Here is a 25188-nt window from a genome sequence, read left to right as displayed (position 1 = left end):
ATAAGGAGGACCCATGGCCCGCATTCCCCTGTTGGAAAAAGACCAGGCAGACCCCATCATGCAGGAACTCTACGAGAGAACCGAAAAAGGCGGTTTTCCCGTCCTCAACCTGTTTAAGGCCGTGGCTCACAGCCCCAAAATGGGCCGGGATTTTTTGCGTTTGGGCACCGCTATTTTAACCAAAGGCGATTTGGATCCCATTTTGAGGGAGCTTGCCATCCTCCGCATCGGCTACGTCAACAAGGCTCATTATGAATTCACCCAGCATGTGCGCATCGGCAAAAAAGTGGGGGTGTCGGACGAGCAAATCCAAGCGGTCAAGGATTGGAAAAACGCCGCAATCTTCACGGAAGAGGAAAAGGCCGTCCTGGATTACACTGACGACGTAAACTTGAACATCCGGGCCTCTGAAGAGAAATTTCAAAAGATCAAGGACCTGTTTGGCGACCGCGTCGCCGTGGAACTGACCCTGACCATCGCCTATTACGGCGCTGTCTCCCGCATCCTGGAGTCCCTGGCCATCGAACTGGAGCCGGGGGTGGCAAGGGAGGATTAGATGTCCTTAAAGGATGACGGACTTAAGGCGAGGAAGCGGGACGCGGAAAGACATGAGCAAAAACAAGAAACTCTGGCCTTATTGAAAATTTTGGAGTTGGGGAACCGGCAAATACAAGCGGGAAATGTTCATCCAGCTTTGGAAGAAATCGAAAAAATTCGTAGGAGAAAAAAAGGCCGTATAGCTTGATTCGCTCAAGGTTTTCTATTGTTGGGTTTCGCAAGCTCAACCCAACCTACTGACTTTTTTAAGAAATCGTAGGTTGGGCAGAGCATGGAAAGATTTTTGTAAGTTCAGCAGGGCAGACCGTGGCTTTGTCTTTTTTAAAAGCCTTATCCCTATCCGCGAAACCCAACAATGGGTATTTAATCCTTCTAAAACTTGGGAAAACCCTCCAAATTAGGCTTCATGGCCGCGCCCAGCCAGGCTATGGTTTCACCCAGGTTTTTCATGTTCAAAAGGCCTTCCTCGTCGGACTTCACATCGCCTTTTTCCAGGCCCACGCCCAGGTTCCAATAAATGGAGCCGGGAACGATCATGCGGTTCATGAGAAACATATGGTTGATGGTGTCGTACACGTGCACCGCGCCCGCTCTTCTGACGGCGACGACCGCCGCGCCGATCTTTCCGGCGAACGCGCCGCCGTTGGCCAGGGCCACGTAACCCGAACGGTCGATCAGGGCTTTCATTTCAGCGGAAACGTCCGTGAAGTAGGTGGGAGAGCCCAAAATAATGGCGTCGGCTTTAATCATTTTTTCAAAGATATCATTGAATACATCGTCCTCGAAAACACAACGAAGATTTTGCCTTTGACCGCATTTTTCACAGGCCATGCAGCCCCGGATAGGCCTCCCGCCCAGTTGAAGCAACTCCGTCTCCCATCCTGCGGCTTCTATGGGAGCCAGGGCGTGTTTTAAAAGAGTCTCCGTGTTTCCGTTTCTTCTCGGGCTTCCGTTAACGGCCAGTGCGTACATAGTTTAAACTCCTGTCTAATTGGGTTGTTTTTATTGGCAGACGCCGTTTGCGCGCCTCCCTCCCCAAAGCGCACATGTACAAAATAGCCAGGATTTCCAGCTTGGCAAGTCCGCATAAACAAAAAAATATACTCCATAGTTTACTTATCTGTAACATTTTGGAATTTTGAATGATTATACAAATATGCCGGCGATTGAACTCCCTAACTAAATTCAAACGAAAAATATACTCCTTGTAAAAAACACCGTGCTATACTTAAGTATTGACCGTCGGTTCAATCATGACTTTGGTTCCCATGCTTATCGAGAGAAATATTGTTTCATGCGTTGTTTTGCCGGAAAATTTTTGTGCTTGCTACTCGCTGTATTTTTTTTGAATTCGTACGGCGTTTCTATGGCTGGGGAATTTTCCGAGGAAGATCCGGCCAGTTCCATGGAGAGAAAGGGGGATTTCGTCCAGGGAGACAAACTGACCGTCATTCAACGCCCCATCCACTCCATCCCTCAATTATGCAATCCAGGGCAGGTTTTTGAGATTTGGGCGTCTGCGCCCGAGGAAACCACGGGCTGGCAGGCCTTTTTGCAATACGAAGAGTACTCTATCGACCTGCCTGTTACGCAAAGCGCTTATGACGAAACGACGGAATGGCATATTCTGAACGTGCAGGCGCCGATTCCGGATTTTTATGAATTGTTCGACTTGGTTGTGCTGGCCAATGGAATCGAGGCGGACACGGCGGTCAACGCGGTCCGAATTGAGCCTGAAACGGACGACTCGTGGTATTTCATTCAGATAACCGACACCCACCTGACCACGCACCGGTATTCCTACGAAAGCGGATACATCAACGACATGAGTGAGTTGGGCGACTTTTTCGCCGTGATTGACGATATCAACATCATCAACCCGAAGTTCGTGCTCCATACCGGGGACGTCATCAATGAAGGCGAGTTGGAGGACTATCTGAACATTGGCTATTTTTCTGCTGCCAAAAACGCCATGCAACTGCTGAACGTTCCCATTTACCTGGTTCCCGGCAGCAACGACATCGGAGGATGGGACGCCACACCGCCGCCCGACGGAACCGCCCGCAACAACTGGTACGACTTTTTCGGGTGGGACATCCTGAAAAATCCCAACGGCTTGTATCCCTATCGCACGCAAAACTATTCGTTTGTATACAATGGCGTGAAGTTCATCGGCCTGGAAGCCTATGAAAACTACGAAAACTTTCAGCCGGACGTTTTCGGCGATTTCAGCTTTACAATCCCCCAGATGAACTGGCTGATTACGGAGTGCGGAACCTCCGAAAGCAGCAAAGTCCTGTTTTATCATTATGACTTTTCCAACCAGCTAAATCTTGAAGTCCTGGGCGTGGACGGCGCGTTGTGGGGTCACATCCATGCCGACAGCGGAAGCGCATCGGCCAGGCCTTTTAACCTGGCTACCGCCAAAGTGTGCGACGGCGAAAGATCCTATAGACTGATCAAAGTGCAAGACGGAGTATTGACGCCCCAGGATACATGCCAGGCCGGAAGCGCCGGCCAAAATCTTACTTTGTCCTATTCCCAGCCTAACGACGGGACCAAATACTCCAACACCGCGATCATAGACAATAACCTGTCCCTGGATTTGGAGCACTGCCTGATTAAATTCCGAACGCCCGCTAACGCCGTGGAAATTCAAACGTCCTATGGAATCATCTCCCAGGCGGCCATAGCAGGGGCCGTAAAAACAGTGTATGTAGAGGCTTTTGTTCCGGCTTCCTCCGAAGTGAGCATTACCCTAAGCTCCAATTCGGGGTCCTGCGACGTCAATTCCGACGGCCGAACCAACCTTACGGACGCCATCCTTGTTTTACGGATGTTATCCGGATTTCAGCAAGAGGACGCCATTGACCTGAATGTGGACGTGAATGGAGACGCCATGCTGGGTTTGGAGGAAGCCCTGGCAATTCTTGGCATCGTTTCCCATTGATTCCATAAAGGGTTAAATGCTCCGAAAGCTCCCTTAGGTAAAGAAACCGTTAATATTGTAGATCAGCGGCTTTGTCCGAGTACAGCAGTTGATGCTCCTCGCTGGCTTCCGCCCAGGATTTACTACTCAGGCTTCCAGTTTGTTCCAATCCGGAATCGCATGGGCGAATTCTTCCTGGAAAGCGGGACGGCGAACATTATCCTTTTTTACCTTGCATGCAAATTCCATCCAACGGGCTTTGTCCTTGATGACGTCCAGCAGCACCTGCCGCACCTTGGCCATTAGCCGGGCTTTTGCCGCGTAGATTTTTCGGGGGTGATTGCTGTTCAAGTCTTCCAGGCCGGAAAGATAGAATCGTAGAACCTCCTCCGGGTAAAGAGTTTTCAGTTCCTTGGCGGCTTCAACGGCGGTTCCAAAATCCCAGCCCAACGGGTATTTCATTTGCTTAAACAGGCCTATGGCCTTGTCGTATTCCTTGCGATGCAGATATATTTCCAGTTGATTGGATTTTTCCGCGGATTTCAGCTTTTTGAGGAATTGTTTTTCATACTCCGCCCACTCTTCCTTTGTACACTTCTTTTTGAATTTCCGGTATGTTTCCAACGTAATGCATTGCACGGCAAGGTCAAAATGAATCGCCAGGTATTTTTTCCGGTCTCCGGCTTCCAGGGCGCGCTCGGCCGAGAATTTCTGTAACTCGTCCATTCTTCCCTGTGCCCTGCGCAACCCCTCCTCACAGGTTTGGATGGCTTTTTCCTTTTCTCCCATCTTCCAGTAGTAGGCAGTCAGGTCATAGTAGTCGGAGCCATAGTGCATGTCAGACAGCCTGAGTTCCAGGTATTTGTCCCTGTCTCCTATGGAACGATAAATACTTCGTGCGCAGTGTTTTCTCCAGGAACTGTTCATTTTTTCAAACTCATGAGCCAGGTTTCTCCAGTCGCCGTCGTCATAGCAAGCGGCTTCCGCCACCTCGTCAAGCAGATCCTCCAGCCCTGAATTTCCGTTTTCGATATAGGGGAGGATTTCCGCTATAAGCTCGCTGCGGCTGTCCGCATCCACATCCTTTTTTTTTAAATGATTGATGATATCGCCCAGCAGCCCCCAAACGCGTTCCTCCTGCCTGTATTCCCCGCCTCCGTATTCATCCAATTCATGAATGTCGAATTCCACCTCCATCCAAAGCCCCATGACGATATCTCCCTGGCTCTTTGCATGGATCTCCGGCGACGCCGGAATTTTGGACTCAAGGAATTCCAGGCATTGGCGTTTTACTGTGGAGTTACCCGCTGCCAGATTATGGATCAGTTCCGTCATGATTTCCCTGGATGCGCCATCCAAAAGCACCGACAGGGCGTCTATTTCCTGCTTTTTCTTTTTCGCCATTTTTGTTCCTTAAAAAACATCTTTTCCGCCGCATCAACCCGCCTAATCCCAATCCGCGTACTGGGGCGGGCTTGCCCCGATCCGGTCCGTAATTCTTGGATATTTTCCCCGACCCGGCTTGGGTTTGATTTCCTGGACATTGATTTGATGAAACCAGTCGTCTCCGAAATCGAACCAATAGCCAAAAATGTCATCCTTTTTCAAGTCCAGGGAGCCAACGGTTTGGAGGACGGTTCCGGCCGGTTTTCCGCCTCCACAGTCTATGTCGTGCTCCGTGGGCAGGACATATCTGTCGGCTTTGGGGTCCATCGGCCCTTCTCCGTTAAGTTGGAACTCGTACATATGCTCTTCCTTGCGGTTGAATGCCTTGAAAATGGCTATGTGCAATTCTTCCAAAGTCTGGTCGCCGCGAATTTCAATGGTGCGGCAAATGGACGGATTCTTTTCCATGAATGCCTGGGTCATGGGGCCTTGAAAAATGCAGACATCCAAAACAAAAACCCTGGGGTCAATTTTAACCCATCTCCCTTTTCGCGTAGTGTCATTTGGCATGGATATTGTTCCTACCTTTCTTTGGTTAACGGTTATGTGAAGTTCGGCGGCTGCCTTAAGTAATGCCCGGTTTTATTCTGAAGCGCCCGGCCCAAGGCGATGAGCTTGGATTCTTCGTGCAGGTTTCCGGTCAGGATGATGCTCACAGGCAGGCCTTGGGCGTTCAGGCCGTAAGGCATGACCAGTTCGGGATGACCGGTTAAATTGCCTTGCAAGGAGGAAACAGTCAACCTGCCCAGCAACACGTCCACATCGCCCATTTTGTCCTCCACCATCTGCATGAGGACGGACCTGGCCCGGCTGGCCTGGACGTATTCCACGGCAGGGATGAACCGGGCCGCCCGAAGCCGTTCCGGCCAGTTGCTGTGCTTAAAGGCCTCGGGGCCAAGATCCTGCATCAAATCCTCGTGGGCTGCCGCGGCTTCCACCGCCATGCATATGGATGCGGAATACACCAGTTTATCAAACGTCCCTGGTTCGAATGGCGGCAGGGGGACCAGTTGAGCCCCCAAATCCCCAATGGCCTTCAGAGCGGTCTTGTGCGCGTTTAAAATATCCGCCATGTATTGATTCTGGGGAGGCATGCTGAGCAGTTCCCTGACGTAACCGACTTTCATATGCCGGACGTCTGGGTATCGATTAAAGCCGCAAGGCAGATCCACCGTGGAGTGGTCCCGGTCGTCACGGCCTGCGATGGCGTCCAGGACCAACGCGCAGTCTTCCGCAGAGCGGCACAAGGGCCCGATTTTGTCGAAGCTCCAGGCCACGGTCATGACGCCGTAGCGGCTGACCCTGCCGAATGTGGGACGCAGCCCCGTATTGCCGCAAACCATGGCCGGGCCCACCAGGGAGTTGTTGGTTTCCGTGCCAAGGGCGAACCCGACCAGACCGGCTGCAACGGCGCTGGCCGAGCCGGCCGAGGAGCCTCCTGAGCCGGTTTTCGGGTTCCATGGATTGCGGGTTCTGCCTCCGAACCACCGATCTCCCGTTGCAAGCTCGCCCAGGGACAGCTTGGCCGCAAGCACGGCGCCCGCCTTTTCCAGCCGCTCCACTGCAGCCGCGTTTTCATCGATGATCCGATCCTTGTACGCCTCCATGCCCCAGGATGTGGGAATCCCCTTGGTTGCAAACAAGTCCTTCACCCCCCAGGGAATGCCGTGCAAAGGCCCTCGATGCTTTCCGGCGGCTCTTTCGCTGTCCGCCCGCTTTGCCTGCTCTATGGCTAAATCCTCGGTCAGGGTTACCACGCATTTCAAGACGGGATCGAACTTTTTCAAGCGGGCCAGATACATCCTGGTAAGGTCCAGGGAGGTGATTTGCCTTTGCGCCAGCAGAGCTGACAATTCAGTTACCGGTAAAAACGCCGCGTCTTCAATGCTTTTTACTCCCTCAACCCGGGGCTCCGGGGCGGGGGAGTCGCCCGATTTTATGTCCGGAAGCCCCTTTCCTGCCGGCAGGGGATTGAAGTGCAGGGGGGAGGGCGTCTGGTTGCCTAATCGCAAGTCCCTGAGGGCTTTGAATATTTGTTTTTGATAACTCAGCCGTTCAACAATCTCACGGCGCTCCTCCAGGGTAAAGGATAGCCCGGCCAGGGCTTCGGCCTGTTCCATCATTTGCAATGTAACGGCTTCTCCGTCCGGAGCCACTGCCGCCAAAGCAGCGGGCAGGCCAGTGGAGGCAAGCCCCAAACCCGAGCAGACAGCCAGAAAAATACGGCGATTCACTCCTTTACTTGTGACGTTGTCAGGCTTCATGGCAGGCCCCCTGGAAGAAAAAAATGAAGATTTATCTTCCCCCTATATCCCCTTTGACGCTCAATGTCCAGACTTCCCCTTGATATTCCTTTGATTTCAGAATATTAGCCTAAACTTGCTCCCGATTATGCAAATGAAAATTTTGCCGCCTAAAAAACGGCCAGGAAGAGGTGATTCGTTGAAATACTACCGTTCTCTTCGATTGGTAAATTAGAATCATAACGCCGGATTTTATGAATTGCAGAGGCCTTCAAGAATTCGTCTTACGATACCGCGTAATTTCAAGACCTTTTAAATATTCCTTTCAAATCAAAGTCGGGACGGCATAGCTGATGAATATTTTGCCTTGACCTTTTTCCCCCCCCTGACTAAGAATTTTATATAGTATAGCTCAACGCTATAAATCATTTCAGCGGGCTGGCGGGGGATTGGTTTAAATCCGGCTGAAATGGAACAGGTCCTTAGTCGGCCGAAATATGCGGTTGACATAAATATACCGTTCAGTATAATTCACCTTCCCTCTTAAGATCGTTTGGACGGCGGCGGGGCCGTAAAAACGCCTTAATAAGAATCCCCCAAAGCATTTCGCCTGCAATCGGCAACAGCGTTAAACACGCACCTGAATTGCAGGCGGCAAAGGAAAGGAAGGCTTCATGAGCGAATACACCGCTATCAGGACGTGCCCTCTCTGCGAGGCGACTTGCGGGCTGGAGATCGATGTGAAGGACGGCGTCGCCGTCAAGGTTCGCGGAGACAAAGAGGACGTGTTTTCCAAAGGATACCTGTGCCCAAAAGGCGCGGCATTGCATGAATTGCATAATGATCCCGATCGGTTACGCCGTCCTTTGGTGAAGAAGAACGGCGAGTTTGTTGAGGTTTCGTGGCGCGAGGCTTTTGAAGCGGTGGAAGCCGGGCTTTTGCCCCTGGTGGAAAAATACGGCCGCGACGCCGTGGGCGCCTACCTTGGCAACCCCTGCGTGCATACCATGGCCGGGATTTTGGCTTTGCGGCCCATGCTGAAAGCCATTGGCAGCAAGAACATGTTTTCCGCCAGCACGGTGGATCAGATACCCAAGCAGGTTTCCAGCGGGCTTATGTTCGGGTCCGTGGCGAACGTTGCTCTCCCTGACATTGAACGCACCCATTTTCTCCTGATATTAGGCGCCAATCCTTTGGAATCCAACGGCTCCCTGGCCACGGCGCCCAACTGGCCCGGCAGGCTTCGCGCCATCAAGGACAGGGGCGGGCGTCTGATTGTGGTCGATCCCATCAAGACCCGGACGGCCGAACTGGCCCACGAGCATCTCGCCATTAAGCCCGGCGGAGACGCCTTTTTGCTCATGGCCATGATCCGGGTTTTGTTTGAGGAAAACCTGGTTGACCTGGGCGGCCTGGACGACGTTTTAAACGGCGTAGAGGAAATCAGGGCTCTATGCCAGTCTTTTACGCCCGAGGCGGTTTCCCAACGCACCGGCCTGGAGCCGGATCAAATCCGCAACCTGACCCGGGAATTGGCCGCCGCCGAATCCGCCGTGGTTTACGGCCGCATGGGAACCTGCACGGTTCCTTTCGGCGCGCTCACCAGTTGGCTGGTGGACGTGGTCAATGCGCTGACCGGCAACCTGGACAAGCCAGGCGGCGCCATGTTCGCCACCCCCGCCCATGCGCCTAAAAAGACCAAGGCGGGCGGCAAAGGGTGGAGCCTGGGCCGTTGGAAAAGCCGGGTGAAAGGTTTGCACGAGGTCATGGGCGAACTCCCTGTCTGCACCTTGTGCGACGAGATGGAAACCCCGGGCGACGGGCAAATCCGGGCGCTCATCACCGTGGCGTCCAACCCGGTCATCGCCCTGCCCAATGCGGCTCGCATGGAAAAATGCCTGGAGAATCTGGATTTCATGGTCTCCGTGGATTGGTACGTCACCGCTTCCACACGCCACGCTAACGTGATTCTGCCCCCGACAGGGCCTTTGTCCACCGGGCAATACGATTTCGGCTTCTACGGCCTGTCCGTCCATAATATCGCCAATTATTCCCCGCCGGTCATCCCCAAGCCTGAGGACGAACTGGATAAATGGGAGATTCTGTACAAGCTGGCCATGATTTTCAGCGGCCAGGGCGCGGCCGGAGATCCGGCGGCCATGGACGAGTTCATCATATCCATGATGGTGGGCGGCGCTTGCAAGCGGGAAGGCTCGCCGCTTTTCGGCAAGCAGGACGAAATCCTCCAGGCCTTGAGCCAATACAAAGGCATGGAGCGTATGCTGGATTTTATGCTCAGAACCGGCTGTCACGGCGAAGGCTTTGGCCTGAATCCCAAAGGGCTCAGCCTGAAAACGCTTTTGGATAATCCCCACGGCCTGGACTTGGGGCATTTGGAGCCCCGTCTGCCGGGCATTTTAAAAACCCCGTCGGCCAAGGTGGAACTGGCCCCGGAGGTTTTAGTCAAGGATGTGGAGCGCCTGGAGCAGGCCCTGGCTTCCCCCCAGGATGACATGGTCCTGGTTGGGCGGCGCCATATCCGCACCAACAATTCCTGGCTGCCCAACATACCTTCCTTGCTGAAAGGCCCCCCGCGCAGCGTCTTGCAGGTGAATCCCCAGGATGCGGACAGGCTTGGACTCAAGCAGGGAGGCATGGCGGAGATAGAAAGCCGGGTCGGCAAACTGACCGTCCCGGTAGAGATAACGGAGAACCTCAGACAAGGGGTGGTCAGTTTGCCCCACGGCTGGGGACATGACCTTCCGGGCGTCCGCATGAAGGCGGCGCGCGCCTACGGAGGCATCAACAGCAACTTTTTGACGGATGACCAGGCATTTGACCCGGTTTCCAACAATTCTGTTCTGAATGGCATCCCCGTGGAGGTGCGCGCCCTGGATTAGGGCCTCCTCCCAGAACCCCCCAAGACCCAGATTTGGAAAGGACTGCAAGATGGAAGAAAAATTTTGGCACAAAAGTTATGATCCCGGCGTACCCGCTTTCATTAACTATCCCAAGGTTGGAGCCCATGAGATTTTGTCCATGACGGCTTTTTCCTGCCCCAATAAAGTAGCTACTTCTTTTTTCGGGACCGAAACCACGTTCATCGAACTGAAAAGGATGTCCTCCCGTTTTGCAAACGCCTTGAAAAACGCCGGCGTTAAAAAGGGAGACCGGGTCGGCCTGCATCTGCCCAACAGCCCCCAGTACATCGTCGCCTATTACGGAGCCTTGAGCCTGGGCGCCATCGTGGTCAACCTGAACCCCATGTACACCCCGGAAGAATTGACCGCCCTGTGCAGCAACACCGGCGTCAGCACGCTCATCTCCTTTGATATGGTCGTGCCTTTGATCCAGGAAGTGGCCAAAGCCGCGAACATCGAACGGGTTATCATCACCAAGGTTACCGATTTCATCAACGGCATGCCCCAGAGCACGCCTGAAGAACTGAAGCTGGAAAAGGAATGGTTCCATTTTTCCCAGTTCCTGGCCGATTGCACGGACACAACCCCCAACAGGCCCCGGATCGACGGCGAAGACGCCGCCCTCATCCAGTTTACCGGCGGCACCACCGGCCTGCCCAAGGGCGCGGTCCTGACCCATAACAACCTGATCGCCGCTTGCTTCAACCTCAAGTTCTGGTGCGATCCGGCCTGGGAAATGCTGTCCGTGGACAAGCGCTACACCCTGTCCGTCCTGCCTTTCTTCCATGTGTACGGCGACGTGGTGGCCATGAACATGTCCATCATGACCGGCGCCACCCAGATCGTGGTTCCGCGTTTTGACATCGAGGAAATCATGGGCATCATCGGTCTCATGGAGAATCCCATGTTCCTGCCTGCGGTCCCGACCATGATCAACGCGATCCTGAATCATCCCAAGGCCAAGGAACTGGAACTGGACCGCCGGTTCACCTTCCTGAACAGCGGCGGCGCCCCCATCGCAGTGAGCCTGCTGGAGCAAGGCCGCGACCTGGGCGTGAACATGTCCGAAGGCTGGGGCATGAGCGAAACCACTTCCGTGGGCCTGGGCACCCCGGTCCAGGGAACCACCAAGCCCGGCTCCGTGGGCATTCCCATTTCCAACATGGAAATCAAGCTCATCGACCCCGAAGACGGCGTTACCGAAGTGGGGCCGGGCCAGAAGGGCGAGCTTTTGATCAAGGGCCCCGTGGTCATGAAGGAATACTGGAACAACCCCGAGGAAACCGCCGGACAGCTTAAGGACGGCTGGCTCCACACCGGCGACGTGGCCATCCAGGACGAGGAAGGCTACCTCTCCATCGTGGACCGCACCAAGGACATGATCATCGCTGGCGGATACAACATCTATCCCCGTGAAATCGACGAAGTCCTGTCCACCCATCCTAAGGTCGCGGAAGTCGTGACCGTGGGCATCCCGGACGAATACCGCGGCGAGACCGTCAAGGCCTATGTGGTGCCCAAGCCCGGCCAGGAACTGACCGAGCAGGACATCATCGCCTTCAGTAAGGAAAAGCTGGCGCCTTACAAGCAACCCAAGATGGTGGAATTCCGCGAGGAACTGCCCAAGTCCGCCGTCGGCAAGCTGCTCCGCAAGGTGCTTCGCGCCGAGCACGAAGCCAAAAAGAATCAGTAAAAGCTCCTGCGGCGCCCCCAGCAAGAGCCGCAAAAGCGCCATACCTAAAAAAACCCGCTTCCCTGTATTGGGGGAGCGGGTTTTTTTGCGTCTTGGCAATTTTTTTCGGTCCGACCATTAAAAAGCCACGAAACTACCGACCAATTTACTTATTAATTGTCCGTTTTAATATAGTATATTGATATTCTGTCCGTCTGCTAAGCCTTTCTGTCAAGGCGCCTTGACAAGGCGCCGGTCTTGTGTCAGGATTCAATGGCAGGACCATTCAGGAGGATGTTTTCTCCGTTTCTGTGCAAAAATATCTTGCCCTGAGAATATAACCGATATAAAATATTTGTTATATTTTTTCATGGCAAAGTTGTTTTCAAGAGTTTGGTCTTTTTAAATGTAGGACCTTTTGGGAAAAATGGTTCTACCGATAGGAACCCGAATTTATGAAAGATAATCCCATGTTTTCCCCCGTCAGGGTGGGCAGGGCCGGCGAAGACGTGGCCCTGCAAATTGAAGCGGCCATCATGGACGGCCGGGTTAAGCCCGGAGAACGCCTGCCCAGCGAACGGGATTTGCACGTCCAGTTCGGCGCCAGTCGGGGCGTGGTGCGGGAGGCCCTTCGGGCGCTCAAGCAAAAAGGGCTCATTGAGATTAAAAAAGGCGCCAAGGGCGGGGCCTTTATTAAAGAGGCGGAGCTTCATAACGCCAGCGAGTCGTTAGGCTTGTTCCTCAAGCTTCAACGCATCAGCGCCCAATCCTTGATTGAGTTCCGCGAAAGCATGGACCGGACCATCACAACCCTGGCCATCACCAGAGCCGACGCCGAAGAGAAGCAACAGCTTCTGGAAGGCGCCATCCAACTGGGAAACCTGCTTAACAAGGAAGATCCGGACATGGATGCGGTCCATGAACTGGACCGGAGGCTGAACATCCGGCTGGCCAGGATGACCAAGAATCCGGTTTTTGAATGGATTATGCGGGCCGTGCAGTTGGGATTAAGCTCTCACGATGCGGTTTTGTACGAAGACGACGAGTACCGTTCCAGAACGGCGGGCAACTGGCGGGAGACCGCCCAGGCCATTGCCGACAACGAGCCTCTGAAGGCGTTGTCCTATATAGGCTACCATTACGTCATGCTGCAAAAATGCCTGGAGGACAGGGAAGTCCAGGAAAACAATCTACGGGCCGAGGGCCAGGACGCGGATTTTTGGGCGTCCACGCCCGACATCCCCGGTCCCTGAAATCAGGGCGTCAGCCCGTTAAATCGGGCGAGGAAGGTTTATTGTGCTAGAAGCAATCCATCTTACCAAAAAATTTGGAGAACTGGTTGCAGTCAACGACTTGAGCTTTAAGGTGGACGAAAACCAGATCTTTGGCATAGCCGGCCCCAACGGCGCCGGAAAATCCACTGTATACAACCTCATCACCGGATTTTACCCCTTTGACGGCAAGCTCCTTTTCAACGGCAAAGATATCGCCGGCAAGAAGCCCCACCAAATCGCAAAAATGGGCATAGCCCGCACCTTTCAGGTTCCCCGCACATTCCCCTCCCTCACCGTGGAGGAGGCGCTGAGCGTAGGCTCGCGCTTTGGGGATGACAACGGCTTTGACTCCCAGTACGTGGATTTTTTGCTGCACTTCCTGAATTTCGAAGAAGATCGCTCTTGCAACACCGGCGCCCTGGACCTGTTGGGCAAGAAAAAGCTCATGATGGGCGCCGCCCTGGCTACAAGGCCCAAGCTCCTTATGCTGGACGAGCCCATGGCAGGCTCCAACGCCCATGAAATCCAGGAGTTGATGGATTTCATCCGCCGCATCAACGAGGAAATGGGCGTCACCATCATCATCATCGAGCATTTCATGAAGGTGCTGACCGAGCTGACGGAAACCCTGCTCATCATCGAGTCCGGCGCAAAGATCGCCAGCGGAGATCCCGAAAAGGTCACCAGCAACAAGCAGGTGGTGGAATGCTACCTGGGGGACGCCTATGCTTCAGACAACTGATCTCAACGCATTTTACGGCCAGTTTCACGTGCTGCACGACGTTTCCATCCACGTCCGGGAGCAGGAAGTGGTTGTGATCCTGGGCCCCAACGGCCACGGCAAAAGCACCTTGCTGAAATCCATTTGCGGCCTGGTGGATCAGGTGCAGGGCGCCATCACCTACAAGGATCGGGACATTACGGGCAGGCCCGCGGAAAAGCTGGTGAACGACGGCGTTATTTACATTGCGGAAAACCGGGAGTTGTTTCCCGAAATGAGCGTGCTGGAAAACCTCAAGCTGGGCGCCTACTCCAAAAACGCCCGGCCTTTTGAAAAGAAAAACCTGGCCAAGGTTCTGGAGCTTTTTCCCAGGCTGGAAGAGCGGAAAAAACAGCTTGCCAGCACCCTGAGCGGCGGCGAAGCCCGTATGCTGGCCATCGCCCGGGGGCTCATGAGCAATGCGGACTTCATGTGCATTGACGAGCCCTCCCTGGGGCTTCAGCCCAATTTACGGGTGGAAGTCTTCAATATTATCAAAGAAATCAACAAGCAGGGTAAATCCATCCTTTTAGTGGAACAGAATATTCCTCAGATTGCTGAGCTTGCCGACCGCATTTACATGCTGGAGGAAGGCCGGATCACCTTTGAAGGCACAGCCCAGGAAGCCGGGGAAAACGAACATTTAAAGGAAATTTTCTTGGGGATGTAATGATGAAATCAATACGAAAAACATGCGAGGCCCCGTTTTAAAATGCTTATGGAATATGTGGACGTATTCATAAGCGGACTGACCAACGGCTCGGTCTACGCCCTCATGGCCGTGGGCCTCACCCTGGTCTACGGCGTATCCAAGGCCTTTAACTTCGCCTACGGCTCCTTTTACAGTCTGGGCGGATACCTGGCCTGGGTGCTTTTGGCCGGCATTGGAATATGGGGCGGATACATCTCCGTGTTCATCGTCGCCCTGCCGCTGCTCATGGTCTTTGGCTACGTGACGGAAAAGCTCATTGTCGCGCCTTTGCGGAGCCGCTCTGACTGGGAGATCAAAGTCATGATGATCACCCTGGGCCTGGCCTTGTTCATGGACAATTTCTACCAGGTGGTTTTTGGATCCCGGATGAAATCCCTGCCGCCCATCGTGGACGGGGTTTGGGATCTCGGGGATATCGTGATTTCCTATCAGGATATAGTGATCCTGGTGCTGTCGGTCAGCGGCATCCTGGCTTTTCGCTGGATTCTCAATAACACCCGCATCGGCATGGCGGTTCGGGCTGTGGCCCAGAACCCGGAAGGCGCCAGGATCGTGGGCATCCCCAAGGACCGGGTTTTCGCCGCCACCTTCGCCATTTCCACGGTCATGGTGGGCGCGGGCGGGGTTTTGCTGGCCCAGAAATATTTCGTCTCCCCCACCGGAGGATGGGACATCCTGGTCAAATCGTGGGTCATCACCGCCTTCGGCGGCATGGGCTCCATCCAGGGCGGCCTGTACGCCGCGTTCATCCTGGGCATGCTGGAAGCCTTTGTGGGCTATTGGTTCGGCATGACCTGGGTTCTTTTTGCATTGTTTGCAGTTCTCTTAGCCACCCTGGCCGTCAGGCCCCAGGGGCTGATGGGCAAATGGGGGTAGTACTATGAGTTGGCAGCGCATGGGCGGCCTTATGGCCATAATATACGGCGGGCTGGCGATTATGCCTCTTTTTGTCGGCGGCGTGGATTACATGATGCATATCCTGATCATGATCCTGATTTGGGGCGTAGTGGCCTCGTGCTGGGACCTGATCATGGGTTTCGCAGGCATTTTCAGCTTCGGCCAGGTGGCTTTTTTCGTCATCGGGGCTTACGCCTCGGCCATTGTATCCAATAAATTCGGCATTCCGCCGTTTTTTTCCATATTCATCGCGGGCGGTATAGCCGCCGTGCTGGGCGTTTTGGTGGGGCTGCCGTGTTTGCGTCTGAAAGGCGCCTACGTGGCTTTGGTGACCTTCGCCGTGCACATGATCCTGGAGCCTTTTCTGAAGGGACACATGGGCCGGGCCATCGGCACGGGCGGCTCCCGGGGCATCCTGACCATCCCCCCCATCAATATTTTCGGATATGCATTCACGCCGGATAACAAGGTGGCGGTGTTCTACCTGACCCTGGTTCTGGCCGTGATTTGCTCCATAATCATCCTCATGGTCATCCGCTCGTTTTGGGGCACGGCCTTTCTGGCGCTGAAAGACAGCGAGGATTTTTCCGCCAGCCTGGGAGTCAGCGCCTTCAAATACAAGCTGGCGGTGTTCGCCCTGACCAGCTTCCTCACCGGCATGGTGGGCGGCTTCTACGCCCATTATGTGGGCATGCTGTCCACACGGATGCTTGGCATAGACCTGTTCGTCACCCTCATGATCATGCTGGTCATCGGCGGAATCGGGCAGTTTCCCGGCGCCATCCTGGGCGCCATAGTCACGGTTACATTGAACGAAATGCTGTCTCCTCTTGGGCCTTACAGGCCTTTGATCCTGGGGGGGCTGGTGGTGGTCCTGGTGCTTTTGCTGCCAGATGGAGTGATCGGCCTTTTACGCCGCATCTTCAACGGAAAAAGCAAAACCCGGGAAGCGGAGGCATGACAGGACGTCTGTTCTTTCCACCCCCAATACTAATTATAACCAAGGAGGTTCCATTGAAAAAGCTGGTTAGTTTGATTCTGACGATCACAGTCGCCCTGGCGATGGCCGTTCCGGTCATGGCCGCGGACACCATTAAGGTTGGCGTTCCCCTGGCTATGACGGGCGCCTACACGGACACCGGAGACAATTACTGGAAAGGCATCAAGATTGCCATCGACGAAATCAATGCGTCCGGGGGGCTGTTGGGCAAACAGCTTGAGCCCGTGCGGTTCGACACCCAGGAATTCGCCCCGGAAAGGGTTATGCAGGGCGCCGACTATCTGTGCGGCAAAATGAAAGTCGATTCCGTGCATGCGGGATGGGCCGGTTGGGGCCAGGACGTGCGCGCCTACGGCAAGTACACCGCTCCTTTCTTCGCTGACGACGGCTCCCAGTCCGCGGTGGACGTATTCAACCAGGATCCCAAGAAATACTCCAACATCTATCAGCTTACGGACACGGACATCAACCAGGCTTCCAGTATGTTCCGGGTTTTGATGGCTCTGCCTTACGAGTACCCCAACAAGAAAGTCGCCATCATCACGGCGGACGACGCCTGGGGAACCGGCGTGGGCGAAACCCTGGCCAAAAACTTCAAGAAGGAAGGCTGGAAAGTGGCTCTGCATGAAGAAGTGCCTTACGGCACCCGTGAATGGGGACCCATCCTCACTCGGATTCGCAAAGCCAAACCCGCTATCATTCATCTGGAAATCGTCAGCGCTCAGGAAGTCATCACCTTCTTCCGTCAGTTCATGGAATCCCCGACAAAATCCATCCTGAGCTACGGCTACTCCATTGTCCCCAGGGAAGTGGTCCAGACCATGGGCACGGAAGCCGACGGCATCATCGGCGAAGTTCCCACTGCCATGCCCACCCCCACCGCACCTACGCCCGAAGCTCAGGCCTGGGTGGAAAACTTCAAGAAAATCTGGGGCCATCAGCCTCAGGCCGGCTCCTGGGCAGCCTATAGCGGCGTAAAAGCCTGGGCCGCGGCCGTGGAAGCCGTGGGCGATGCAAAGGACCATGCAGCCGTTTGCAAATACATCTCCACCAAGGGCTACAAAGGCGAGACCGGCTGGTGGAAATGGGACAAGAGCAACGTCATGCGCGCCGGCGGGGATGTGCCCATCGGACATTATCAGGTGCAGGGCGGCGAGTTGGTGACCATCTTCACCGATCCTCCGGTCAAGCCCTACAAGGACTTCAAATTCCAGACGCCCAGGTGGTGTAAATAGGAATTTTATCGGTATATGGCCAAAACCTTTTTTATCAAGACTAACTTTGACCTGTGCACGGGTTGCAGCCTTTGCCAATTGGCCTGCTCCCAGCGCCTCTTGGGGGGCTACAACCCGCACAGGGCGTTGCTCCGCATAACTCACAAGGCGGAGAATCTCTACCACTTTCCCACGGTTTGCAATCAGTGTGAAAACGCCTACTGCGCCAATGTCTGCCCGGCCAAGGCCATCAGCCGCGATCCCGAAACCCGCGCCCTGGTGGTGGACCGCGATAAATGCATAGGCTGCAACATGTGCCGTAAGTATTGCCCCATTGAAATGGTCGGCGTGGACCCGGACCTGAAAAAATCCGTCAAGTGCGACTTGTGCGGCGGCGATCCCGCTTGCGTGGCAGCCTGCCCGACAGGGGCCTTGGAACTGGCATACAGAGTTGTCCCTGATGAGGAAGAGGAGGAGCCCAATGGCTGATTCCTATATGGGAAAATTTCTGCTGGTGGATCTGACCAATGAAACCTCCCGCACCGTTCCCACGCCGCAATGGCTGAAGGACCAGTTTGTGGGCGGCAAGGGATTCGGCGCCAAACTGCTTTACGACCTCGTACCCAAAGGCGTGGACGCTCTGTCGCCCGAAAACGTGCTCATGTTCTTTCCCGGCCCTCTGACAGCCACGGCCGCTCCAAGCATGCGGGCCTGCGCCGTCACCAAGTCGCCGCTTACGGGAACCTATCTGGATTCCTTTTTCGGCGGCAGGCTGGGGCCTGAAATCAAGTACGCGGGATACGACGGCATTATCATTTTCGGCAAAGCCCCCAAGCCGGTTTACCTTTGGATCAACGACGATCAGGTGGAAATCCGGCCCGCCGGCACGATCTGGGGGACGAACGCCCTGGAGGCCAACGCCCTTATAAAAGAAGAAATAAACGAGCCGGATGCCATGCTGGCCGCCATCGGCCAGGCCGGTGAGAACCAGGCTTTATTTGCCCTTATCTGCTGCGAGTACAATCGCCAGGCGGGCAGGGGCGGGGCCGGGGCGGTCATGGGCTCCAAGAATCTCAAGGCCGTGGCGATCAAAGGAAGCCGGTTAGTCAAAGTGCATGATCCGGAGGCTTTTGATAAGGCCTGCAAGGGCGCATGCGAGGAAATCGCCCTGAGTGCGGAATGCGCCACTTATACGGACGGAGGCACAAGCTCGGCCGTGCCCTGGTCCAATGAAATCGGAACCCTTCCGTACAAAAATTACTACACCCAATCCGATCCCCAAGCCGACAAGATCGGCGACGAGGGGCAGAAGAAACACCTTTTTTTGGGCAAAGCCGCCTGCTTTGGCTGCCCCATACGATGCAGCCAGATGGGAGCGGTCCGCACCGGCAAATACTCCCATTTCATTACGGATATTGTGGAATACGAATCCGCGGCTTTGCTGGGCTCCAACCTGGATATCCACGATCCCAGGGCCGTGGCCCATTTGACCAAGCTCTGCGACGAATACGGCCTGGACAGCATGAGCGCCGGAGGCGTCATCGGCTTTGCATTTGAAGCGGCCGAAAGGGGCGTCATCCAGGCCCCCGACGGGGTTGTCCTTGCTTTTGGCAACGTCCAGGGCGCGGAATACCTGATCAAGTCCATGGCTTTTCAGGAGGACGATCTGGGCAGGCTGCTCTCCCAGGGAGTCAAACGCGCCAGCGCCGTTCTGGGCAAGCAGACCATGGATTACGCCATGCACGTCAAGGGCCTGGAATGCCCTGCCTGGGGGCCGCGAGGCACTCCCGGCATGGGGTTGGCCTACATGACCGCCGATCGCGGCGGATGCCATCAGCGGGGGTTCATGATCGGCTACGACATGGGCGATGAGTACAACGGCGAGCCCGTGGAGATGTATCAGACCAAGGGCCGCGCCGGCATTCTGATCGAGTTGCAGAACTTTCTCGCTGGGACAGACGCCCTGGTCAAATGCGACTTCAGCCAATGCGGAGTCTCCCCCGAGAGCTTCGCCGCCATGCTGTCCGCAGCTACTGGCAGGCAGGTTGACGAAGATTATTTTGATCTCCTGGGCGAACGAATTTGGAATCAAACCCGGATGTTCAATGTCCGGGAAGGCTTTTTGGCAAAGGACGATACGCTGCCAAGGCGTTTCGTCAAACAAGTTCTTCCCGACGGCCCTCACAAGGGACATCGCGTGAGCGAGGCCGACATGGATTATATGCGCCGGGATTATTATAATATACGAGGCTGGGACGAAGAAGGCCGTCCCGAAAATGTGACATTACAAAGACTGGGTCTGGACAAGGCGCCGGTTTTCAAGGAAAGGCCCTAGGCCTGAAAAAATGAAGCAGGAGCAATTATGGCACGCAACTATTACGACTACATCATCATCGGCGGCGGTTCCGCAGGCAGCGTCCTGGCCAACCGCTTGAGCGTCAATCCGTCCAACAAGGTGCTGGTCCTGGAGGCGGGCAGGCCGGATTATAAAATGGACTTCCGCATTCATATGCCCGCGGCCCTGACCTTTCCGCTGGCGGGCAAGACGTATAACTGGTGGTACGAGTCCGAGCCCGAACCCTACATGCATAATCGCCGGGTATACCAGCCCAAGGGCAAGGTGCTGGGCGGGTCCAGTTGCATCAACGGCATGATTTACATCCGCGGCAACGCCCTGGATTACCAGAAATGGGCCAAGGAAGACGGCCTGGAAAACTGGGATTACGCCCATTGCCTGCCGTACTTCCAGCGTTTTGAATCCCGGTGCATGGGCGCGGACGCCTACCACGGCGTGGGCGGCCCCCTGTACCTGACCTCGCCCGACCTGGACAATCCGCTCTTCACCGCTTTTTTCAGGGCCGTCCAGGAAGCCGGATACCCCATCACGGAAGACGTGAACGGCTTCCAGCAGGAAGGCTTCTCCGGCTTCGACAGGACCTGCTACCGGGGGCGCCGGTGGAACGCGGCCAGGGCTTACGTGCATCCGGTGAAGCATCGCGAAAACCTGAAGGTCCGCACCCAGGCGGCCGCTACCCGCATTATGTTCAAAGGCAAAAAAGCCATCGGCGTGGAATACATGAAGGGCAAAACTTTGAACCAGGCCTTTGGCGGCGAAATTGTCTGCTGCGGCGGCTCCATTGCATCCCCCCAATTGCTGCAGGTTTCCGGCGTTGGAAACGGCGAGGATCTCCAAAAACTGGGCATCAACGTGGTGCACGACCTTCCCGGCGTGGGCGAAAACCTTCAGGATCACCTGGAAGTTTACGTTCAATACGGATGCAAGCAACCCGTGAGCATCGCCCCCGCGCTCAAGTGGTGGAGACAGCCCTGGATCGGCTTCCAATGGTTGTTCATGCGCAAGGGCATCGGCGCCAGCAACCATTTTGAGGCCGGCGGATTTATCCGCAGCAACGACGAAGTGGAATATCCCAACCTCCAATACCACTTCCTGCCCATCGCCATCCGCTATGACGGCTCCGTGGCTCAGGAAGGCCACGGCTACCAGGTGCATGTGGGCCCCATGAACACGGACGTGCGCGGTACGGTCAAAATCAAGTCCGCTGACCCCAGGGAATACCCGGCCATCCAGTTCAATTATCTCTCCACGGAGCAGGAGCGGAAAAACTGGGTGGAAGCCATTAAGAAAACCCGGGAAATCATGACCCAGCCGGCCTTCGACGAATTGCGCGGCGACGAACTGGCGCCCGGGCCTCAGTGCCAGACCGACGAGGAAATCCTGGACTTCATCGCCCGGGAAGGCGAGAGCGCCTATCATCCGAGCTGCACCTGCAAGATGGGTACGGACGACATGGCGGTGGTGGATCCCGAACTCCGGGTGCACGGCATCGAGAACCTTCGGGTGGTGGACGCCTCCGTCATGCCTTACGTCACCAACGGCAATATTTACGCGCCCACCATGATGATTGCCGAAAAAGCCGCGGATCTGATTCTGGGCAACACGCCCGCGCCGCCGGTGGAGGTTCCCTACTACACCAAAGGCCAGGATGAAGCAGCTTCCGAAGATTAGCAGCTGAAAATAACCACATTCCTTGTATAGATAAAGAAGCCCTTGGCGAATCTACTCGTCAGGGGTTTTTTTTTATTTGGAGTAAGTCAAGACTCCGCGGGACTGGAAGCCGTGAAATACCAAAAGGCCATTGTAATTTATGCCTGAAAAATTCAAACAGAGGAGCCAATATTAAAAAAATCGCCCGTTAAATAGTTGCTTGTTAAAAAATTGGGGGGTATATGGAACGATGAACAGACACCTATTTTTTATTAAGAATTATTAGCAAATTCAAGATAATCCATTTTTATGCCGATCGTGGTTGTTAGTCGTCCACATTATTGTATTGGCATTAAGATGAAATCTATACAGTGTCGAATTCCTTTGCGAGGTAAAAGGAAATGCAGCGTAAACCCACCTACGAAGAATTAGAAAAAACTGTGGAGTCATTGGAAAACGCACTATCAAGGGAAGGTCTGTCCGGGAATCTTTTTCGGACTAAACAAGGCCAGGCTCCCATGAACCAGAGTTGGTACACTAATCTTTTTGAAAAGCATCTCGACGCCATATATTTGATTGGGCAAGATGGAAGGATTTTGGACGCCAACAAGGCTGCCTGTCGAGCATTAGGGGTAAGCAAGGAGATGATGCGTGATTTATTAATAATGGATATTGATCCAAATTTTTGCATAGAATCCTTTCAATCCTTCTGGGAAGGACACCCTAACGAACTTCCCCGGGTTTTTGAATCTACTCATAAAAATGCTGAAGGAGCAGCGTATCCAGTTCAAGTGATGGGGATTCCTTTTACTGAACATGGACATAAAAGGTTTTTTGGAATTGCCAGGGATATGTCTCATCGTAAAGAGGCTGAGGCAAAAATAAGGGAAAAGGAATCAAACTTTCGGGAGTTGATCGAAACAATTGAAGACATGGTTTTTATATGCACCCTGTCTGGAGAAGTTGTATACGCCAACCCTTTTGCCCGCAAAAGGTTGGGCTACTCTCGGGATGATTTCCAAAATTTGGCTTTTTGGGATTTGTTCCCTGAAGACACTCATGCTGATGCTAGGACCTTTTTTAAGGCAGCCATCACGACCAAGCAGGACTTTCCTTTACCGTTACGAAACAGAGACGGTAGGCGAATTGCCTCAGAAACATGTGCATGGAAAGGGAAATGGGGCGAAAAGGACGCCATATTTCTCGTTTCCAAAGACTTGTCGGACTTACAGGAGAATCTTCATCTTTTTGAACGCCTTTTTAGGGATAATCCTATCCTGATGGCGCTTACAACAATTCCTGAAGGACGGTTTGTTGATGTCAACGTGGCATTTATAAATATGCTTGGTTATTCAAAAGCGGAGATTCTCGGCAATACCGTAGCCAATCTTGGATTGTTTGTTCATCCGGAAAAACAGGCGAATGTTTCAAAATTATTGAGGAAGAATGGAAACTTGAACAATGTTGAACTTCAGGTCGTTACCAAACACGGATCCATCCTCGAGGGCCTGTTTTCAGGAGAAGTTGTGTACTCTAACGGAACCCCGTATTCTCTGACAGCCATGTCCAATATTACGGAGCAAAGAAAGATAGAAAGCGCCTTGAAGCTGCAGGCTATGGTTCTTGATCAAATCCATGATTATGTCACAGTAACGGATACTAAGGGGGTTATCACATATGTGAATAACGCGGTAAAAACGAATCTTGGCTATACGCAAGGGGAGCTGGTGGGGCTATCCACCGAAGTATATGGAGAAAAGTCAGGCCATGGCGCCACGCAACAGGAAATTTTTCAAAAGACGCTGCAGGATGGCAGGTGGCACGGGGAGGTTGTTAATCGAACTATTCATGGACGGGAAGTTTTTTTGGACTCCAGGGTGCAAAAAGTTTTTGATGACTCCGGGGAATGTATTGCTCTTTGCGGCGTTTCCACAGATATAACAGAACGCAAGAAAATTGAACAGGATCTCATAAAAAGTAAAGAACAATATGTATTGGCCATTAATGGCGCCCGCGACGGCATCTGGGATTGGGATTTGCACGACAATAGCCTGTTTTTGTCCCCAAGGTGGAAGGAGATGATAGGCTATTGCGATGAGGAACTGCCTAATATTTTCTCTTCTTTTGAAGACCGCCTGCATCCTGAAGATAAACCCGTTGTACTGAAATATGTGGAAAACTATCTCCTGGGCAAAACGCCTGCGTACTCCATTGAGTTCCGGCTTCGTCATAAAGACGGCTCTTATCGCTGGATTCAAGCAAGGGGGGGGGCCCTCAGGGATGAAAACGGGGTTCCGTATCGAATGGCCGGGTCTCATACGGACATCACGGAACAGAAGTCATTTGAGGAGAAAATTCAACAAGCTCAAAAAATGGAATCCATTGCAAATCTGGCAAGCGGAATAGCACACGATTTTAATAACATTTTAACGCCAATTATGGGCTTGGCGGAAATGCTTACCGAAGATCTGCGCACAGGCAGCCCGGAACAGATTAAGGTAAAAGAGATATTTAAAGCCAGTGAAAGAGCGCGCGATCTGATTTCACAAATTTTAGCTTTTGGCCGCAAGTCGGAAGAAAAGCTGGGCCCTGTAAAGTTTCAATATATACTTGATGATGTGTTAACGCTTTGCCGATCCTCCATTCCAAAAAATATTGAAATTCAGAGTGCAATCCAGAAAAACTGCGGAGCAATATGGGCGAACGCCACTCAACTGCATCAAATTGCGATGAATTTAATTACTAATGCTTATCATGCCATGGAGAATATGGACGGGGCGAAAATTGAGGTGTCTCTCAGAGAGGTGGATCGAGGTTCTGATGATCATGGCTCCTCTGAAATATTGGGGGATAGGCAGTTGTTGTTTTCCGTAAGCGATACAGGCGCTGGCATCCCTCCAGAAATCATGGACAAAATTTTCGAGCCGTATTTTACGACTAAAAAGCAGGGAAAAGGCACGGGGCTTGGTTTGGCAGTTGTTTATGGGATCCTAAAAGAATATGGGGGGGATATCAGGATAGAAAGTGATGTGGGAAAAGGCTCCACATTCCATCTCTATTTCCCCATGATGGAAAAACCAGGTGAATTTGAAAGATCCACCGAAATCCCCAAAATCAAAACTGGTCATGAGCATATTCTTATAGTGGACGATGAGCCCGCTTTGGTCAATTTAGTCAAAACACTGCTGAATAGATTGGGATACCAGGTAACCGCAAGATTGGGGGCAATGGAGGCATTGGAGGCCTTTAAGGCTAATCCTGAAAATTATGATGCAGTCATTTCAGACATGGCTATGCCTAAAATGACCGGGGACCGGCTGGCCGCTGAAATGAAAAAGATTCGGCCTGACATTCCTGTCATGATATGCACAGGATTTAGTGAACGGCTTAATAAAGAAAAAGCGGAAGCTATTGGCATAGAAGGATTTCTTATGAAGCCGTTTAACAAAAATAACCTGGCGGTGATGCTTAGAAAGGTTTTGGATCAGGCAAAAAAATGATATTTCGTCTAAACCTTTCCCTCATGTGAACCCTTGCCCAGGCTACAATAGCACAT

General features: G+C 53.5%; 18 protein-coding genes. 14 read left to right on the top strand and 4 right to left on the bottom strand.

Translation table 11 applies throughout. The features are described from left to right. The first annotated feature begins 13 nt into the window (after window positions 1-13). The gene (locus G491_RS0108400) at window positions 14-556 is read left to right on the top strand and encodes a carboxymuconolactone decarboxylase family protein (RefSeq protein ID WP_028314282.1); all 543 of its coding nucleotides are present in this window, start codon (window positions 14-16) and stop codon (window positions 554-556) included. A 374-nt stretch (window positions 557-930) separates the two neighbouring features. Here G491_RS0108400 and G491_RS0108390 read toward each other — a convergent pair whose 3' ends face one another. Beyond that, window positions 931-1530: a flavodoxin family protein gene (locus G491_RS0108390; protein WP_028314281.1), complete on the bottom strand. Its 600-nt coding sequence runs from the start codon at window positions 1528-1530 to the stop codon at window positions 931-933. 394 nt (window positions 1531-1924) lie between these two features. Here G491_RS0108390 and G491_RS29990 point away from each other — a divergent pair, with 394 nt between their 5' ends. Beyond that, window positions 1925-3508 carry a metallophosphoesterase gene (locus G491_RS29990; protein WP_051327128.1) on the top strand — a complete coding sequence of 528 codons (1584 nt, stop codon included), beginning with the start codon at window positions 1925-1927 and terminating at the stop codon, window positions 3506-3508. Window positions 3509-3634: 126 nt separating this feature from the next. Here the strand turns inward: G491_RS29990 and G491_RS0108380 are convergent, their stop codons facing one another. From G491_RS0108380 to G491_RS0108370, 3 genes are read right to left on the bottom strand one after another with little or no spacing between them, the layout of a single operon-like run. Then, window positions 3635-4891, bottom strand: coding sequence for a hypothetical protein (locus G491_RS0108380; RefSeq protein ID WP_028314280.1), 1257 nt, complete (start codon window positions 4889-4891; stop codon window positions 3635-3637). A gap of 42 nt (window positions 4892-4933) precedes the next feature. Beyond that, the gene (locus tag G491_RS29985) at window positions 4934-5443 is read right to left on the bottom strand and encodes an IS1096 element passenger TnpR family protein (protein ID WP_051327127.1); all 510 of its coding nucleotides are present in this window, start codon (window positions 5441-5443) and stop codon (window positions 4934-4936) included. Between the two features lie 32 nt (window positions 5444-5475). After that, window positions 5476-7197: an amidase gene (locus G491_RS0108370; RefSeq protein WP_035218184.1), complete on the bottom strand. Its 1722-nt coding sequence runs from the start codon at window positions 7195-7197 to the stop codon at window positions 5476-5478. Between the two features lie 653 nt (window positions 7198-7850). Here G491_RS0108370 and G491_RS0108365 point away from each other — a divergent pair. The 12 genes from G491_RS0108365 (at window position 7851) to G491_RS33575 (ending at window position 25132) form a co-directional block, all read left to right on the top strand. Further along, window positions 7851-10076, top strand: coding sequence for a molybdopterin-dependent oxidoreductase (locus G491_RS0108365; protein ID WP_028314278.1), 2226 nt, complete (start codon window positions 7851-7853; stop codon window positions 10074-10076). Window positions 10077-10125: 49 nt separating this feature from the next. Next, complete coding sequence (locus tag G491_RS0108360; RefSeq protein ID WP_028314277.1) at window positions 10126-11790, top strand: long-chain-fatty-acid--CoA ligase; 1665 nt, start codon at window positions 10126-10128, stop codon at window positions 11788-11790. A 434-nt stretch (window positions 11791-12224) separates the two neighbouring features. Beyond that, window positions 12225-13022: a FadR/GntR family transcriptional regulator gene (locus G491_RS36515; RefSeq protein ID WP_028314276.1), complete on the top strand. Its 798-nt coding sequence runs from the start codon at window positions 12225-12227 to the stop codon at window positions 13020-13022. Window positions 13023-13065: 43 nt separating this feature from the next. Beyond that, window positions 13066-13785: an ABC transporter ATP-binding protein gene (locus tag G491_RS0108350; RefSeq protein WP_051327126.1), complete on the top strand. Its 720-nt coding sequence runs from the start codon at window positions 13066-13068 to the stop codon at window positions 13783-13785. After that, on the top strand, window positions 13769-14473 hold the full coding sequence (locus G491_RS0108345; RefSeq protein WP_028314274.1) for an ABC transporter ATP-binding protein: 705 nt from the start codon (window positions 13769-13771) through the stop codon (window positions 14471-14473). The genes G491_RS0108350 and G491_RS0108345 overlap by 17 nt, the downstream gene beginning before the upstream one ends. 42 nt (window positions 14474-14515) lie before the next feature. Next, window positions 14516-15391 carry a branched-chain amino acid ABC transporter permease gene (locus G491_RS0108340; RefSeq protein WP_028314273.1) on the top strand — a complete coding sequence of 292 codons (876 nt, stop codon included), beginning with the start codon at window positions 14516-14518 and terminating at the stop codon, window positions 15389-15391. A gap of 4 nt (window positions 15392-15395) precedes the next feature. Further along, window positions 15396-16373, top strand: a complete 978-nt coding sequence (locus G491_RS0108335) for a branched-chain amino acid ABC transporter permease (protein WP_028314272.1) — start codon at window positions 15396-15398, stop codon at window positions 16371-16373. A gap of 53 nt (window positions 16374-16426) precedes the next feature. Beyond that, on the top strand, window positions 16427-17647 hold the full coding sequence (locus tag G491_RS0108330) for an ABC transporter substrate-binding protein (protein WP_028314271.1): 1221 nt from the start codon (window positions 16427-16429) through the stop codon (window positions 17645-17647). A 15-nt stretch (window positions 17648-17662) separates the two neighbouring features. Then, entirely contained in the window at window positions 17663-18115 is a 453-nt protein-coding gene (locus G491_RS0108325) for a 4Fe-4S dicluster domain-containing protein (RefSeq protein WP_028314270.1), read from the top strand. Then, window positions 18108-19961 (top strand): aldehyde ferredoxin oxidoreductase family protein, encoded by a 1854-nt coding sequence (locus tag G491_RS0108320; protein ID WP_028314269.1) that lies wholly within the window; start codon window positions 18108-18110, stop codon window positions 19959-19961. Before G491_RS0108325 ends, G491_RS0108320 begins: the two co-directional genes overlap by 8 nt. A gap of 27 nt (window positions 19962-19988) precedes the next feature. Next, window positions 19989-21653, top strand: a complete 1665-nt coding sequence (gene betA / locus G491_RS0108315; protein ID WP_028314268.1) for a choline dehydrogenase — start codon at window positions 19989-19991, stop codon at window positions 21651-21653. Between the two features lie 380 nt (window positions 21654-22033). Further along, complete coding sequence (locus G491_RS33575; protein WP_051327125.1) at window positions 22034-25132, top strand: PAS domain-containing hybrid sensor histidine kinase/response regulator; 3099 nt, start codon at window positions 22034-22036, stop codon at window positions 25130-25132. The last annotated feature ends 56 nt before the right edge of the window (window positions 25133-25188 follow it).

The organism is Desulfatibacillum aliphaticivorans DSM 15576 (assembly GCF_000429905.1).
Taxonomy (GTDB): domain Bacteria; phylum Desulfobacterota; class Desulfobacteria; order Desulfobacterales; family Desulfatibacillaceae; genus Desulfatibacillum; species Desulfatibacillum aliphaticivorans.
Note: the sequence above shows the minus strand (reverse complement) of the source record. Positions and strands in the feature narration are given on the sequence as shown.

Bases quoted from the DNA above. Each gene is read 5' to 3' on its own strand.
- G491_RS36515 (WP_028314276.1), top strand. From the start codon at position 12,225: ATGAAAGATAATCCCATGTTTTCCCCCGTCAGGGTGGGCAGGGCCGGC.
- G491_RS0108390 (WP_028314281.1), bottom strand. From the start codon at position 1,530: ATGTACGCACTGGCCGTTAACGGAAGCCCGAGAAGAAACGGAAACACG.
- G491_RS0108365 (WP_028314278.1), top strand. From the start codon at position 7,851: ATGAGCGAATACACCGCTATCAGGACGTGCCCTCTCTGCGAGGCGACT.
- G491_RS0108320 (WP_028314269.1), top strand. From the start codon at position 18,108: ATGGCTGATTCCTATATGGGAAAATTTCTGCTGGTGGATCTGACCAAT.
- G491_RS0108380 (WP_028314280.1), bottom strand. From the start codon at position 4,891: ATGGCGAAAAAGAAAAAGCAGGAAATAGACGCCCTGTCGGTGCTTTTG.
- G491_RS0108370 (WP_035218184.1), bottom strand. From the start codon at position 7,197: ATGAAGCCTGACAACGTCACAAGTAAAGGAGTGAATCGCCGTATTTTT.
- G491_RS29985 (WP_051327127.1), bottom strand. From the start codon at position 5,443: ATGCCAAATGACACTACGCGAAAAGGGAGATGGGTTAAAATTGACCCC.
- G491_RS0108335 (WP_028314272.1), top strand. From the start codon at position 15,396: ATGAGTTGGCAGCGCATGGGCGGCCTTATGGCCATAATATACGGCGGG.
- betA (WP_028314268.1), top strand. From the start codon at position 19,989: ATGGCACGCAACTATTACGACTACATCATCATCGGCGGCGGTTCCGCA.
- G491_RS0108360 (WP_028314277.1), top strand. From the start codon at position 10,126: ATGGAAGAAAAATTTTGGCACAAAAGTTATGATCCCGGCGTACCCGCT.
- G491_RS0108325 (WP_028314270.1), top strand. From the start codon at position 17,663: ATGGCCAAAACCTTTTTTATCAAGACTAACTTTGACCTGTGCACGGGT.
- G491_RS29990 (WP_051327128.1), top strand. From the start codon at position 1,925: ATGGCTGGGGAATTTTCCGAGGAAGATCCGGCCAGTTCCATGGAGAGA.
- G491_RS0108400 (WP_028314282.1), top strand. From the start codon at position 14: ATGGCCCGCATTCCCCTGTTGGAAAAAGACCAGGCAGACCCCATCATG.
- G491_RS0108340 (WP_028314273.1), top strand. From the start codon at position 14,516: ATGCTTATGGAATATGTGGACGTATTCATAAGCGGACTGACCAACGGC.
- G491_RS33575 (WP_051327125.1), top strand. From the start codon at position 22,034: ATGCAGCGTAAACCCACCTACGAAGAATTAGAAAAAACTGTGGAGTCA.
- G491_RS0108345 (WP_028314274.1), top strand. From the start codon at position 13,769: ATGCTTCAGACAACTGATCTCAACGCATTTTACGGCCAGTTTCACGTG.